Consider the following 16,361-nt stretch of genomic DNA (forward strand, 5'->3'; position numbering starts at 1 on the left):
AGAACGGACAAGCTAGTCTCGTTAGAGATATAATTCTCGTGATGAAATCTTCAGATTTGATTGTTGTTCCAAACGTAGCAATCGCTGGCGCAGAACTATTCAGTAAAATAGCTAAACAGTCAGTAAGAGACCGTGGTCGTTTCATAGTCAATTTATCTGGCGGATCAACCCCATTGCGAATGTATGAGAGCCTCCTAAGGCAAGGTGATTTACCTTGGGAAGCAACTTGGGTAACTTGGGGAGATGAACGATTTGTCCCTCCCGAAAGCAAAGAAAGTAATTATGGCTTGGCGAAAAGACTACTTTTGGAGAAGGTGCCAATCCCATCTAACCAAATCCTGTCGTGGCCGTGGGATCCGAAACTAGCTGCACCCAAAACCGCTCAAATATTTGAAGACTTACTCAAAAACACCTTTGGCAACCCGCCAATATTTGACTTAACTTTTTTGGGCTTAGGAGAAGACGCCCATACGGCAAGCTTGTTCCCTGGTAGCGAAGCTATCTATGCGCAAGGCCTTACGAGTGCCGTTAAAACCGCCAATCTGGGTTGGCGTCTAACAATGACCCCTCGTGTTTTAAGCTCAAGTCTTACTGTAGCTTTTCTAGTCTCAGGAAAGAGCAAACTCACAGCATTACGAAATACGATATCTGGCGAAGGGGATTTAGATAGCTTTCCTGCTCGGGCTATAACAGCTCGTAATGATCAACTAGTCCTTACGGATCAGGTTTTATAGCTGTACTGTCTCTGATAGTTGTACTGTAAATTTTGCCAAATATTTCTAAGGTTCCGATAATCTCACCCAGGATTCCTTAAGCCTGAACCAAGCCATTGAACTGTTTTTACCTCTGGCAACAAACTCTAACTCCCTTGACTACCAAGGCAACCCTTACTAATCAACGAGTCCACACAAGCATAGTCTTTCCTGAGATCTGCCGTAATTGCCAGAATCGTTTTCACAGGCAAGTTAAGTTTCGCTCCTCCCACACGACAAATTTATTTTCGAAGCTAAAAGAGGCATAAGGTTGCCAGGACACCTCTGATTGTGCTTTAATGACACTCCGCCGCGTGAAATTTCCGCAAGGAGGAACCCCTAACAATGAGTAGTGATAAGCCGAAACCGGCCGTGGATACCCCTGCCCCGGCCACCGACCAAGTCAATAACGAAGACTCTAGCCCGGTTCAGGAAACAGTTGGTGAGCAGGGTGCCACCGCTGCTAATGAAGAAGCAAACACCCACCCAAAAGGTGAACAAGCGGAAATGGATAACCCGATTCCTCCAGTAATCGCTACCGAATCTACGGGGGTTGAGGCAACAGAAAAACCAAAAACCGGTTTTGCTGAAACCTCTAACCAAGAATCTAGCGAGACATCCGAACAAGACGAACTTCCGTCTAAAACATCTAGTAACATCACTATGGAAGATGTCCTTGCAGCTAGTGACGAGCAATTAGCTAGCAAACACGTACATCGGGGTATGGTTACCACTGGCGAAATAATTATGCTCTCAAAAGAGGGAATAGTTGTCGATGTTTCCTCAAAAATTGAGGGACTACTCCCCTATAATCAATTATTCGAATATGAATCTAATCCTGAGGACGCTGCGAAATATTTCAAGCCTGGTGACAAAATTCAGGTTTACGTCATTCGCTCCGACATACCCAACAACACAATTGTTTTGTCGAAAAAACGAGCGGATCAAGAGCGAGCTTGGAATTTGCTACAGGAAATCCACGACAAGAAAAAACCTGTAGAAGTAGAAATAGTGGACAAAGTTAAAGGTGGCCTCGTCGGCAATCTGGGAATACGAGCTTTCCTGCCTGCTAGCCACGTAGATATACGGCGGGTAACTGACCTCGCACAATACGTCAACAAGAGATTACGCGTGAAGATAATTGAATTAAATAGGAAGCGAAACAGGGTAATTATCTCGCGTCGTTCAATACTTGAAGACGAAGTATCAGAAATAAAAGCAGAAACCTTGAAAAAACTGGAGCCCGGTTATAAGTCTGAAGGCGAAGTTGTAGAGATTACTGACTTTGGCGTATTTGTCAATCTTGGGGGCCTCGATGGATTGGTTCACAGGAGCGAACTAACACATGCTCGGTTTACCCACCCGCGTGAGGTCGTTAACGTTGGCGATAAGGTGAATGTACAGGTTTTAGACATGGATATTGAGAGAGAACGGATAAACCTCTCGATCAAGAGGCTAGCCGCTAACCCTTGGGAAAATGTTTTGAACAATTATGTGATAGGCCAGAAAATTTCCGGTACTGTTACAAATCTTACCCAGTTCGGAGCCTTTATAGAAATTGAACCTGGCCTAGAAGGGCTAATCCACGTAAGCGAAATGAGCTGGACAAAGAGAGTCAGGCACTCTAAAGAACTTTTGTCTGAAGGCGATGAAGTAGAAACCATGATCTTAAAAATAGACACGGACCAACAACGTATTTCGCTTGGCTTACGCCAGACCCAACCTGACCCATGGTCAAGTTTGCCGGACCGATTCCCCCCTGGAACCGAAGTTACGGGACCTGTAACAGGAGTGACGGAATTTGGGGTTTTTATGGAGATTGATGCGGGCATCGAGGGGCTTGTCCACATTAGCGAATTAGCACACGAGCACATTGAGGATGTAACCCAAACCTTCTCAAATGGAGACGAAATTACGGCTGTAATATTAAACATTGATCCGGTCGAACAACGCGCAAGCCTATCTCGTAAGAGACTATTGCCCTACTCAGCTGGAGAAGGTGAGTCTGCTGCTTCTGGCGAAAATCGATCCAAATCCGGAAGAAACACTGGTGGTAGAAGAGGCAGACGTGGCCGGCGCAACAATGACATCGACTACGATTACAGTTACGCATCAGAAGAACCAGGTAATAAAGCAACTCCAAAATTAGGAGATGTTTATGCTGACCTTTTTGCGCAATTCGGCTTAACCGAAACTAGTGAGGATAAAGAGGTTTTGGGAGACAATGAAAACCCAGATAAAGCTGTCGAGGCCTCAGAAAATTCAGATGCTCCTTCAGAAACAGTTGCCTTAGAAACTTCTGTAGATGAACAATCAAACGAAGAGGTTGTTGATAAATCAGATACCGATATTACTTCTTCCAATGATATCGAGACTAAGTCCGAAAAATCCACAAAAACTGATGAGCCTGAAGTGGACCCAGAAAACGCTATCGATGCTATTGAGGCTGCAGCTTTACTCACAGCAGCATTCCGCGAGGGCAAACGACCTGCTGTCGCCGATGAAAATAGTGAAGCCGATAAAACAATAACAACCGAAGAAATTCCAGAAACCAGTGATAACATCGCCAACTTAGAGGAAGAGGAGTCAGGGGTAGAGGAAGAACAAAAGCCCTCCTAAGGCTTGTACCTTAAGAACTTAATCAGAGCTTGATTTGCTCTGTTGCGTGCCCAGATTCTAGTTCGTTTTTTAAAACGAACTAGAATCTTTCTTGGCGTTACGGAATAATTTCCTCAATCTACTTATTTAAACTTATGGTTTTTTCTTACGACCTTTCCAAATTTTATAAGGATCAAAAATCGAAAAGCTAACCAACTAATCGTTACCCTCCCCTAATTAACAGCGGGACCCTCCACAACGCTAGGATGCTCGCCAAGCCATATATATGCCAGGCTTAATTAGTTGACATTCGTAACTCTTAATCATCACTGTACTAGCTTGCTGTAAGTTCAAAGTACGGTTGTTCGGTCCTCTTCAAAAGCTTGGCTATCAACGAGCCAACTGCGGTGTCAATAACACAGTTATAACGAAAAGCAATATCATTGTACAGTTGACGCTCTAACGATATTCGGTTATTCACAACAGACAACTTCGTTCTAAAATTTTTGAAGTTGTCTAGATTCCTAATCTTCGGGTTGCCTTCTTCGCCCTTTATGAACCGATTGATAAGATCTCTACGTTGATAAAAAGTACCAGCGCATTCTGGTAAAGAATCTGAGGTTAAATTCTCTAATCGCAAATTACTGATTATCCCAAACGCCTCATAACCACTGTCTGGATGCCCCTTAAGCATATCACCAAGATCTTGAATTAATTCAGTTTGCAAAGCGAGCTGGGCACCAATCTTTATCAGGTATTCATCTAAGTCGCTCTCAAGTTCCATAATTCGCATATAAGTACTAACCGCAATTTTCAGTACCAACAAAAGAACCAGGAGGATAAATAAAACAGTCACAAAACCCCCTCCAAGACCCAGTTTAACCGCCTATTGCCCCTCTTGAGGAGTTCCACCTCTATAAGTTATCACTCCACCACCGAGCAGTCTATCATCCTCGTAGAGTACGGCTGATTGCCCTATAGTGACAGCAAAAACAGGCTCATCAAATTGAAGTTCGAAACCCTCGGCCCATTTCCGCACTATTGTAGCTGGTAACGGACTCTGCCGATATCTAACCTGTGCCATCACTCGCCTTGGCAATGAATCAATATCAAGTAGATAATTAGCCTGCTCTGCGATGAGGCGATCCCAGTGACATATATTGCGTGTTCCCACAAACACGGTGTTCTCTTTTTTGGAAAACCCCACGACAAAGCGGCTTTGATGAGATTGGAAAAGTCCGAGATGGCGCTTTTGCCCAACCGTATAATATTGAATCCCTCTATGTTCCCCAATTACGTCACCAGACGCGATATCGACTACAGGACCTGGGTTGAATGATGTTTCACTATCCAGATAGTGTCGGACAGAATCTGTAACAAAACAAAGACCGCTAGATCCAGGTTTTTCGGCTGTCTCTAATCCTCTTTCCCGTGCTAACTTACGAACAGTGGGCTTGTCTAATTCACCTAAAGGAAAAAGTAAGTACGGAAGAATTCCTCTTGGTAAGGCCCATAAAAAATAAGTTTGATCTTTCCCAGAATCTACTCCCCGCCAGAGTTCAGGGCCACCTTGTCCGTCAACACGTCTTACATAATGCCCAGTAGCCATGAATTCGCAGTCGAGCATTCGAGCTTTTTCAATCAAAGAACCAAACTTGATGAAACGATTACACCAAACACAAGGATTCGGCGTTTCGCCCCTAAGATAAGTAGGGACAAATGGTTCAACAACTATCTCCTCAAACTCTTTACGATGATCTAGAAGATAAAAGGGAATTTCTAGGCGATCCGCAATGCGCCTGGCATCATAGGCGGCTTCTGGACTGCAACAGAGACTAAAAGCTTCTGAAGGACGCTCATCAGACCAGAATCGCAACATAGAACCAACTACTTCAAAGCCTTGTTCATTGAGCAAGGCGGTTGCTACTGACGAATCAACTCCACCTGACATGGCAGAGAGAACTCTCGGGGACTTTAATTCCTGGGCTGACTCATTAACAGCGTCCACAGCTTTACACTTTACTCTTTAAGAAGGTTCAAGTGGCACTTAAGGTCTACAGGATCAAATAGGAGCCGGTCTCAGGTTAAAACAAGTAGCGCAATAGTTCTTGACACGGTAGAGTTAAGTTCGGGAGGTACAGCGTGAAACCCCCACATATCATTCTGGCCCTTTTCGTAATAACACTAGTTGTTTATCTTGCTCTGCTACAAAATTCGGATCCGAATCAAGGTGGGATCTACCTGCCTTTCCTAAGAGCCAGACTTCAAACTGGATGGGTTTTGGCCTTTTTGATCACTTCTAGTTGGTTGATTGGATGGATACCTGGCAAAATCGCACTATGGCGAAAAGGGAAAGAAATTCGTACTCTAAATAAGAAAATTCAAGACCTTGAGCAACACGTACCTAGTTACGATCAAGACATCCTTGGAGATAAACCTGTTATCCCAGACCGTAATCAAAGCACTCCGATACCCGCTATCCCACCCATCAAAGACGAAACATAAGTGAAAGATCCTCAGCTAATTGGCGAGCAGGCCGGTCGCCACGAAGTTTTGTGGTCCCTTCCGCCACCGGCACCACCAGACGCCATAATCCCCCTTTGTCGTGAACTAAGAATCCCACCAATAATAGCGAGCGTTCTTTGGACACGTGGGTTCAAGGAAAAAGCTGCTGAGGACCTCTATCCTAAACTGACACCCTGCCCATTACCAGGTATCGAAGAGGCTGTTGACCTTATCCAACACACCTTGCAATCGCATAAACGCATTCTGATTCATGGAGATTACGATGCAGATGGTATCAGCGCGACAGCTATTCTGAAGCTAGGCTTGGAGGAACTCGGCGGAAATGTCCAGATTCATATTCCTAACAGATTGACTGAAGGCTATGGAATACATTTGGACCGAGTCGAGGAGCACATTTCGCGAGCAGACCTAATAATTACTGTCGATTGTGGAATCTCTAATATTGAGGAAATTAATCAGCTTAAGAGGTCTGGAGTGGATGTAATTGTCACTGATCACCATCAGCCAGGGCAACAACTACCTGATGCGATATTAGTACACCCACTCTTAGCTAACCAAAGTAAAATTAATGATGCTTTACTAACCGGCGCAGGCGTAGCTTTCCACCTTTTATGGGCGCTCCACAAAAAACTTGGCCTACCCGACCCACTCAAGTACACTGACATTGCGGCTCTAGGCACTATTGCTGATGTAGCACCATTGCTTGGGGACAACCGCGCCCTGGTTCGCGAAGGGCTGGAATGCCTAGGCAACACTACATGGCCAGGTTTACAGGCGAGCCTGAAAATAGCAGGAATCCAAGGTGCGCCAACTGCTAGAGATATAGCATTCACAATCGCACCGAGAATTAATGCTGCAGGTAGGCTAGGAGAGGCAGATCTTGGCTTAGAATTACTTACTACGAAATCAACACGAAGAGCGCATGAACTATCAACCTATTTGGAAGCCCGGAACTCAGACCGACGTCACCTGCAAAATACAATGTATGACCAGGCCCTGAAGATGGTCGATCCAGATGCTCCAGCAATCGTTCTCGCTGATGAAACCTGGCACCCAGGCGTCATAGGGATAGTCGCAAGCAAACTTGTAGACCAATATCTTCAACCAGTTTTTCTTTCCGCGAAAGGGAAAGGTAGCGTACGTTCTCCTCCCGGCATTTCAGCTGTAGCCGCTCTCCAAGAAGCTAAAGACCATTTAACTCGCTTTGGCGGACACGAACAGGCAGCAGGATTCACAATAGAATCAGCAAAGTTTTCCGCTTTTAGAGAAGCTATATACGGTTATACGAGAAGCCGCCCAACCCCAAAGCCTACCCTAGATCTAGATGCATTTATCGGACCAGAGGATATTAATCGAGATCTGTTGAAGGGAATCAAAAAGCTAGAACCTCTTGGAGAAAAAATTCCCCCGCCCAGATTTGTACTTACTGGCGCGCTTAGTAAGGTAAAAGCTGTTGGCAAAAACCTTAATACGCTCCAAATTCAGTGCAACAACCTCAAAGGGGTAGCTTGGCAAAAGGGGTTCCTTGCATCAGAATTAAGCGAGGGTTCCAAGGTGAATCTCGCAATTTCACTGCGAGAAAATTTTTGGCAGGGGAAATCAACTATCGAGTTTACAGCTGACCAAATTCGCCAAGAATCCCCCTTACTCCCCCGCAGCAAAACAAAAACACCCAACATCCGACGTGGTGCTCCTATAGACTTATCAGGAAGTTTGGCAGGATCAGCTGCCGCTCCAGTTGAAGGCAAACCCATTTGCATCAAAGATCTAAACTTTAGCGACCCTTTCAGCGCTTCTCTTTCTATACAGAAAGAGGTCTTGAAAGGCACTACGATCTTTTTCGACCTCTCATCGGTTGTTATCACAGCTATTAAACAGCATGCTTCAGAACTCCCGACCTTGGGCGAAGTCCGTACGGGCTTCGTACGACTGCAACAGGGAAAAAAAATTAGTCCTAATGACCGCAAACAAACGCTTATCGGAAAAATTCTTGGGGAGCTTCGGCTCATTGACGAAAAAGGGTTTGCTCGAAAGGGCCAAAAGCGGAACCCCTACGATTCAGAAACTCTTTTAGCAGCACTCCTTGAAAAATATCGACTACAAGGCCTGGTCAATGCTTATCTTTATGCCGATGATGAAGTTTTTGCTAGCACGGTAAAATCACTCTTTTCATAGAGGCCGTGCGATACTTAGATCTTATGGGTGATTTGGCACTCCCTCAAAAACTCGCTGCTGCCCTTAAACCCAATGTACGTGGCGAAATCCGCTTCGACGATCTAGCCCGCTCTCTGTATGCGACTGACGCAAGCCCGTACGAAATTCTTCCCTATGGAGTAGTTATCCCAAAAACTCCAGAAGACGTAAGGGTTGTCCTCGAAGTCGCCCGTGAGTTCAGCGTACCCGTCCTACCCCGTGGTGGTGGAACTAGCCTGGCAGGCCAAACCGTAGGAATGGCTATCGTAGTTGACTTCTCAAAGTACATGAATCAAATTGTAAGCTTCGACCTCGAAAATCGTACTGTGCGCGTGCAACCGGGAATAGTACGTGATGAACTGAACAAGTTTCTTGCGCCTCACAATCTGCACTTTACGCCAGACATCACACCTACTAATCGAGCCAATGTCGGCGGAATGATTGGAAACAATAGCTCAGGTACAAGAAGCATAAAATACGGCAAAACCATTGACCAGGTCATAGCTATGACAGTAATGCTCCCAAACGGTGAAATAATAGAATTACACGATTTGGATCCAGATGAACTCACAAAGAAGCTTACTCAAACTGACACAGAAGGAGCAATTTACCGAACAGTTCAACAAGTAACTTCAAATCTGAAAGACGAAATCCTAAACCGTTATCCAAAGGTAATGCGCCGAGTCGGTGGTTACAACCTTGACTCCTTTGTGCAAGGCAAACCCTTCAATCTGGCTAACCTCGTAACAGGTAGCGAAGGGACACTAGCTTTTATCCTTGATGCAACCCTCAGGCTACACCCGCTACCTAATCACCGCATTCTAGCCTTAGCCCATTTCGACACTATGCAAAAAGCATTGGAATCGGTCCAACACATTAACCGTCATAATCCCTCAGCTGTCGAAATAATGGACAATGTGCTCTTTGAACTTGGCTTCAACAACCCCACTTTAGCTCCCTTGCTTGAATGGGTAAATGGTAAGCCAACGGCCGTGATGATGGTCGAGTTTTATGGAACCAGTAAAGATGAAATTAATCAGGATCTAGAAGCTTTCACGTCAGATCCAGAAATCAAACGCTTGAACTACCACATTTACGTAGCAAAAACTACTACGGAACAGGCTAAGATACTAGAATTTCGTCGAGCTGGCTTAGGTACATATGCAACCATAAAGGGAGATCGCAAACCTGTTCCTTTTATCGAAGATGCTGCGATCCCAGTGGAGAACTTGCCGCAATACATACCTGAGGTCTTGGAATTATGTGAACAACGGGGCGTGGAGGCGGTAATTTACGCCCATGCTAGTGTTGGGGTAATCCATGTTAGGCCCCTGCTCGACCTAAAGAACCCTATTGATATTGCCTTGTTCAAAGAGATAAGTGTCGAAACATTTAAACTAGTGAAGCATTATGGGGGCTCGTGGAGCGGTGAACATGGAGATGGCTTAATTAGAAGTTATCAGAATCGCAACTTGTTTGGGGATAAGATCTATCAGGCTTTCCAAACAATAAAGCTAGCATTCGACCCTGACAACTTGATGAACCCTGGAAAGATAGTTAATGCCCCTGAGATGACCGAAAATCTCCGTTACGGGCCTGGATACCCGGAGGATAAAACAAATACAATATTTGATTTCTCTGAAACCGGTGGTTACTTGGGAGCAATAGAGATGTGCACAGGCGTCGGGGCCTGCAGAAAAGTCGGGACTGGAACAATGTGCCCTAGTTATATGGCCACGCGCGACGAAGACCACTCCACCCGAGGCCGAGCAAACGCCTTGCGAGAAGCAATGACTGGGAAAATGCCAGGTGGCTTAACGAGCCAAGAAGTATTTAACGTTTTGGACCTCTGTCTTGAGTGTAAAGCGTGCAAAGCTGAATGCCCAAGTCAAGTGGACATGGCAAAAATAAAATATGAATTCTTGCAGCAATACTATGATGATCACGGTACCCCCTTGTCTGCACGAGCCCTAGGCGGTGTGGCGCAAGCAGCGCCATTAGGACAAGCATTTGCGCCTTTGGTCAATGTACTGATGCACCTCAAACCTGTACGCTGGGTAATCGAAAAAGCTGTTGGAATAGACCGCCGCCGAACCCTACCACGGTACTCTCAAAAATCATTCGCAACGTGGTTCAACAACCGTAAGAGCAAAAACAGAGGAACCTTTAAGAACAATGTTGCGCTTATTGTCGACACTTGGACTATGTTTAATGAACCGCATATTGGTAAGGCAGCCACGCGAGTCCTTGAAGGCCTTGGATACCAAGTAGAATTGGTCCCTTATAAATGCTGCGGTCGCCCTCTAATTTCGAAAGGTTTGTTGCGTCAAGCTAAGAGACAAGCACAAGCTAATCTCGATTCCCTTGCACCCTTTGTGCACCGGGGAATCCCATTGATTGGGCTGGAACCCTCATGCGTGACTGCTTATAGAGATGACTACCTAGATTTGATTCCAGGTACCCTCTCCCAAGCCACATCCAAACAAGTGAGCATGATTGATGAATTTCTAGCAAAAGCCTGGACTTCAGGACAAATTGACCCAAAAGGTGCCTTCATGTCTGACTCAGCACCAATCCTTCTTCACGGCCATTGCCAACAGAAAGCAGTTATTGGAACTTCACCAACAAAAGCAGTTCTACAGTGGTTAAGTAACAATGTACAAGAAGTCGACGCAGGTTGCTGCGGAATGGCTGGGAGCTTTGGTTACACTCATTATGACCTATCTTTGGAAATAGGTAACCAACGCTTATTTCCAAAGATAAAGGCCCATGACGGCAGTTCTGTAGCGTGTGGATTCAGTTGTCGCCATCAAATAAAAGATGGTACTGGGATAAACTCACGCCATTTAGTAGAAATCCTTGATGAGGCCCTAATTTAAGAATGGAAACCTTATCTAACTTAGAAAGTAGTAAAAATCAGATCTAGTAAGCTTCTCACATACGCTCCGGGGCTTCAATTCCAAGGAAAAAAAGAGAAGATTTTAGAGAGTAACTAACCCGTTCAACTAGACCGTAACGAGCCTCTCTTAGCCCAGGGGCCGCACGTATAACTTGGGTATCTGATTTTCCATCCAGGCCTTTGTGATTGTAGTAGCTATTCCATGCAGCAGCGAGATCGAGGGCATACTGGGCAACTAAATGAGGAGCTAGATCACGAGCAGCGACTTTAACCACCCTAGGCAACCGGGCTAGAACCTGGGCCAATTTTACTTCCAGTGATCCTATTTGATTCCAATCAGCCAATCCTATATCTAGGCCGACCTTTGACCCAGCTCGGAGGATGCTACAAGCACGAGCATGGGCATACTGGATATAAGGCGCAGAATCTCCCTGCAAGGAGAGAGCAAGATCCCAGCGAAAGTCTATAGCTCGCCTAGCTTCACTCTTAAGCAAGCTAAATCGAAGGGCGCCAACTCCAACTTGCCGAGCTACCTCATCAATACAATCAAGATCAGGTGTTTTTTCCTCCATCAATGCCCGAGCTCGATAAATCGCTTCAGAAATAACCTCATCTGCGGCAAGCGAAATGCCCTTACGACCACTCATTGCTTGACCTTCGAGAGTAACCAGTTCATAAGCCAAATGCCGTGAGCCTTGACATGCCGCAGTTGCCTCCTCAGTACCAGATAGACCCAAGGCTGCCCTCACAAGGATTTGTGGGTGAGATTGTTCTACTCCAATAACATTTATGATCTGGTCACCATGCGCAAACTTACGACTGTCAGGTGAGGTTGCACCCTTCGGGACACTGGTGTAAATCGGTCGACCCGAAGGTTGGTTGTAAAGGCGTGAATATTGGAGCCCCTCGAATAGACCTGCTTTCCAAAACTGGTAACCGATATCTTTAGCAACGTACATAGCATTACCATCACTTCGTACTAGAACTACATTAGGCTCCTCAAGACCCGGAATGAATTCGCTTACGTCCATCACCAAAGCTCCCGCGTATTTACCATCGATTGGGCGGCTGACATATTGGCTTTCAGAGACAATTGAAAGACCTCTATCTAGAAAACCAGCCTGAATTACATCTGACTCCCAGACCAACAGATCGTATTCGACACCAAGTTTGTGACATGTCTCAAGCTGAGAACGGACCACTTCACTAACCTTATCCCTCAATTCGCCTCTCTCAAGGCGATCCATAACCGCCTGCACGCCGACATTTATAGCTTCATCATCTTCTGCCTTGGCCTGACCAAGTCGGACATATAATTCGCCAAGCCAGTGATCATATTTCTGAATACCGTCATACGAACTATCAAAATAATCTATTGCAAAAAGACTCTCTGCTGCTTGTCGCCCGGTATCGTCAATATAGTTTTGCACCTCTACGTCGTAACCAACCGCAGCTAAAATCCTAGCGGTAGCGTCTCCTAAGACAATATTCCGTAGGTGACCAACATGAGCCTCTTTATTTGGGTTGACGCTTGTGTGCTCGACAATGACTTTACCCTTACTCTCCGAGTCAATGATTGCTGTACTGATTACAGATGGCACGTAAATCCTTGGATTCACAAAAACGTTGATATATGGGCCGCTGGCTTCCACCCGTTCAATTCCCTCAGGTAATTCAAGGTGAGCAACAATTTCTTCAGCGATTAAGCTTGGGTTCATTTTTAGGACCTGGGCAAGGCTGAAAGCAACGGGAGAACCAAAATCCCCTGGCTTATTCGGAGGCACTTCCTGGACAAGAACCTCTATTTTTTGCGACCATTTATTACTGACAACCTTTATTAGAGCCTCTTCTAGGGCCTTCTGGACATCTGGCATGGGTGGCACGCTATCACACTCAGCGTCATACAAACACTTTATTTATTCCACAACGACACGCGGCAGAGGTCCCGGGGCAGCGAAGGCTATGTAACCTAGCCTTCATGTTTCTGCTACCCATATAATTAAAATTGATACACTGTGACTCAAGTTTATGGGCGCCATGTTGCTACCATTTGTGGGCCCTGATTCAGGAGATGCTAATGACCGAAGCGAACGAACCTCCCGATTTTGACAAGGTCATCCCTGTATGCCCAGTACGGGCATCAGTTCTTTATCCAAGTATGGTCATGCCTATCGATGCTGGGAGGCCAATATCGATTCAGGCGATAAACGCAGCTATTGATCGGGAACACACTATCGTGATTGCGAGCCAGAAAGATCGGGAGGTCGAAGAGCCAGGGCCAGAAGATCTATTCCGCATTGGTACTGTCTGCAATATCATGAGAATGAAGAAAAACCCAGATGGTGGAATACAAATGCTAGTGCGAGCATTTGCCCGAGTACGGATAGTAGACTATATAACCTCAGATGGATTAATTGAGGCTAAAATCGAGAGTCTGGATATACCTGATGGTGACGATGTCATCCTCGAAGCTGCTTACAGAGAGCTAAAGGAGAAATTCGCAGAGTTGGTCGAAGCGGGTAGCCGCAACCTACAAACAGATGTGGCCCAGTTTGTACTTAATTTAGAAGACCCTGGACAATTTGCGGACTACATTTCTTTCCACCTAGACTTCCGTATCGAAGACAAACAAGCAGTTCTTGAATCTGAAAGTGTCGCAGAACGACTAAGGAAAGTGCTGCTGCTCATAGACACAGAGCTAGAACTGCAAGAAACACAACGGCGTCTACAACGCGAGGTTAAGGACGAAATAGACCGAAATCAAAGAGAATATTTTCTTCGGGAACAAATCAAGGCCTTGCAAAAGGAACTCAACGGCTCGGCAGAAGAAGACGACGAGATTGAAGCATTCAACAATAAACTTACTGAACTAGACCTTCCTGAGGCAGCTATGAAGGAGGCTCAAAGAGAACTTAATCGCCTAGCAAGAATGCATCCAGACTCTGCAGAAGCGTCGGTTATCAGGACGTATCTCACAACGATCATAGAATTACCATGGAACATCCGGAGTGAAGATGTTCTTGAGATGACAAAGGCGGGAGTGATCCTTGACGAGGATCATTATGGCCTTGACAAAGTTAAGGACCGAGTCCTTGAATATCTTGCCGTCAGAAAACTGAAAGCCGACCAAGCGGAACGTGGTCAACTAGATGACAATGAAATCAACAGAGGCCCAATTTTGTTATTTGTTGGGCCACCTGGAGTAGGAAAAACGTCCATAGCCAAATCAATTGCTAAAGCACTGGGTAGGGAGTACGTACGAATATCACTAGGAGGCGCTCGTGACGAAAGTGATATTCGAGGCCACAGAAGAACATATATCGGCTCCATGCCTGGACGAATCCTACAGGGCATAAGACAAGCCGGCACAAAGAATCCAGTATTTTTACTCGATGAAGTAGATAAGCTTGGAATCTCGTATCAAGGAGATCCCTCGAGCGCTCTATTGGAAGTGCTTGACCCTGCACAGAACAATAGCTTTGTTGATCACTACCTAGGAGTTCCATTCGATCTTTCAGAGGTACTGTTTGTTTCTACGGCAAACTTCGCACAACAAATCCCGGAAGCACTGATGGATCGAATGGAACTAATCGAATTCTCGAGCTATATCGAATACGAAAAGCTTGAAATCGCTAAACGCTATCTCGTTCCACGACAAATCCGGGAGAACGGTCTCGAAAAGCGTCAGATCAGAATCAGCGATAGCGCTTTATCTAGACTAGTTACCGCATATACTCGCGAGGCTGGAGTGAGAAACCTTGAGCGTACTATAGGCACGGTTGCTCGAAAGGCAGCCCGTAGGATCGCTGATGGGAAAGTAAAACGCGTGCGAATAACCGAACGAGGTTTAGAGAGTCTTCTTGGACCAGAACGTTTTACCCCTGAAAGCGAAGCAGAAGATAACCTTGTCGGGGTAGCTACGGGCATGTATTACACGCCCGTTGGAGGCGACATTCTCTTCGTTGAGTCTTCGGTCACGCAGGGCAAGGGTGGATTAGTCCTTACTGGCCAACTCGGTGAGGTTATGAAGGAATCCGCGCGAGCTGCGTTAACCTATGCGAAACGTAATGCTCAACGTTTTGGCATAGGGCAAGACCTTCTCGACGAAAACGAACTTCACATTCATCTTCCTGCTGGAGCGGTTCCCAAAGAAGGGCCTAGCGCAGGTCTGGCCCTTGCTACTTCCTTAATAAGCGCTCTCACGGATGTTCCAGTCCGAAAAGACGTAGCAATGACTGGAGAAGTCACTCTCCGAGGCCGAGTCCTGCCTATCGGTGGTTTGAAAGAAAAGATTCTTGGGGCTAAACGAGCCGGGATCCGTCACATCCTCTATCCAGGGAAAAACCTTCCCGACATGAAGGATATTCCTAACCACCTTAAGAAAAGTCTACATTTGCATAATGTAGACCATCTTGACGAAGTCTTGGATTACGCACTAGTCGGTGGCCTAAAAGCATTAGAAAAAAATGCCAAGACGAAAAATAAAATATCTCGAAAAAAGCCCGAAAAGCCCCAAGCTCCAGCACAGGCCTAATAGTCAGCTTGCGGCCATAATGATGCTTGCCTCACCGGATGATAAGTATTCATACTTATTCCAGCAATCGCTTTCAGATGGGTGAGGTATCCTGAAGCCCATGATTACTCCACTCATCGCAGGTAACTGGAAAATGCAAAAATCTCCCAGCGAAGCCTTGGCTTGGCTAGAAGGGTTCATCGGCGACCTCACAAAAATTAACTATAGCCATGCCGATATCCTCCTTAACGTCCCTGCCACCCATATTGCATCCTTAGCAAAGTGTTTGGGGGAATCCCCAGTAACTTTAGGTGGACAGGACCTAAGCGAACATGACGAAGGTGCTTTCACAGGAGAAATATCGGGGTCAATGCTAAGAGATGCGGGTGCTACATTTGTTCTGGTAGGACACTCCGAACGGCGACAGTATCATCATGAAAATGACGAACTAGTAAACCGCAAAATACAAGCCGCACGCCGACATGATTTAGTGCCAATACTATGTGTCGGAGAAACGAAATCCCAGCGTGATGAGGGTCACGCAATCCAAGTCGTATTGAAACAGTTGCGCACGGCGCTAAACGGGGTTGAATTGCGTCATCATGACGACTGTGCCATTGCTTATGAGCCGGTTTGGGCCATAGGCACAGGCCAAACCGCCACTGCAACTGATGCGCAAGAAATGCTATCTGTTATCCGCAACGACCTTAAAGGACTATTCCCTGACCTAGCAGACAAGATTAGATTGTTGTACGGAGGTAGCATGAATCCTGAAAATAGCCACGAGTTGCTTGATATGGACGACATTAATGGCGGCTTAATAGGAGGATCTAGTTTAGAACAAGAGTCACTATTAGCGATTATACGGTCAGCTAGATGA

General features: G+C 45.8%; 10 protein-coding genes. 7 read left to right on the forward strand and 3 right to left on the reverse strand.

Annotated elements, in window-relative coordinates; translation table 11 throughout:
- Nucleotides 1-41: 41 nt before the first annotated feature.
- Entirely contained in the window at nt 42-734 is a 693-nt protein-coding gene (gene pgl / locus CMO31_07565) for a 6-phosphogluconolactonase (GenBank protein ID MAZ53852.1), read from the forward strand.
- 525 nt (nt 735-1,259) lie between these two features.
- Nucleotides 1,260-3,371 (forward strand): 30S ribosomal protein S1, encoded by a 2,112-nt coding sequence (locus tag CMO31_07570; GenBank protein ID MAZ53853.1) that lies wholly within the window; start codon nt 1,260-1,262, stop codon nt 3,369-3,371.
- A 313-nt stretch (nt 3,372-3,684) separates the two neighbouring features.
- Here CMO31_07570 and CMO31_07575 read toward each other — a convergent pair whose 3' ends face one another.
- Together CMO31_07575 and CMO31_07580 are read right to left on the reverse strand one after the other, a co-directional pair.
- Nucleotides 3,685-4,227 carry a hypothetical protein gene (locus CMO31_07575; GenBank protein MAZ53854.1) on the reverse strand — a complete coding sequence of 181 codons (543 nt, stop codon included), beginning with the start codon at nt 4,225-4,227 and terminating at the stop codon, nt 3,685-3,687.
- A 9-nt stretch (nt 4,228-4,236) separates the two neighbouring features.
- Nucleotides 4,237-5,301, reverse strand: a complete 1,065-nt coding sequence (locus tag CMO31_07580) for a tRNA 2-thiouridine(34) synthase MnmA (protein MAZ53855.1) — start codon at nt 5,299-5,301, stop codon at nt 4,237-4,239.
- Nucleotides 5,302-5,492: 191 nt separating this feature from the next.
- On the opposite strand from CMO31_07580, the gene CMO31_07585 reads away from it, so the two are divergent.
- Genes CMO31_07585 through CMO31_07595 form a run of 3 tightly spaced genes read left to right on the forward strand, consistent with a single transcriptional unit; the run spans nt 5,493 to nt 10,948 of the window.
- The gene (locus tag CMO31_07585; protein ID MAZ53856.1) at nt 5,493-5,855 is read left to right on the forward strand and encodes a hypothetical protein; all 363 of its coding nucleotides are present in this window, start codon (nt 5,493-5,495) and stop codon (nt 5,853-5,855) included.
- Entirely contained in the window at nt 5,856-8,051 is a 2,196-nt protein-coding gene (recJ, locus tag CMO31_07590; protein ID MAZ53857.1) for a single-stranded-DNA-specific exonuclease RecJ, read from the forward strand.
- A gap of 23 nt (nt 8,052-8,074) precedes the next feature.
- Complete coding sequence (locus CMO31_07595; GenBank protein MAZ53858.1) at nt 8,075-10,948, forward strand: hypothetical protein; 2,874 nt, start codon at nt 8,075-8,077, stop codon at nt 10,946-10,948.
- Between the two features lie 55 nt (nt 10,949-11,003).
- Here the strand turns inward: CMO31_07595 and CMO31_07600 are convergent, their stop codons facing one another.
- Entirely contained in the window at nt 11,004-12,842 is a 1,839-nt protein-coding gene (locus tag CMO31_07600) for an arginine--tRNA ligase (protein ID MAZ53859.1), read from the reverse strand.
- A 203-nt stretch (nt 12,843-13,045) separates the two neighbouring features.
- Here CMO31_07600 and lon point away from each other — a divergent pair, with 203 nt between their 5' ends.
- Nucleotides 13,046-15,502, forward strand: a complete 2,457-nt coding sequence (lon, locus tag CMO31_07605; GenBank protein ID MAZ53860.1) for an endopeptidase La — start codon at nt 13,046-13,048, stop codon at nt 15,500-15,502.
- 103 nt (nt 15,503-15,605) lie between these two features.
- On the forward strand, nt 15,606-16,361 hold the full coding sequence (locus tag CMO31_07610; GenBank protein MAZ53861.1) for a triose-phosphate isomerase: 756 nt from the start codon (nt 15,606-15,608) through the stop codon (nt 16,359-16,361).

It is taken from the genome of Trueperaceae bacterium, assembly GCA_002707365.1.
Lineage (GTDB): Bacteria > Deinococcota > Deinococci > Deinococcales > Trueperaceae > UBA6957.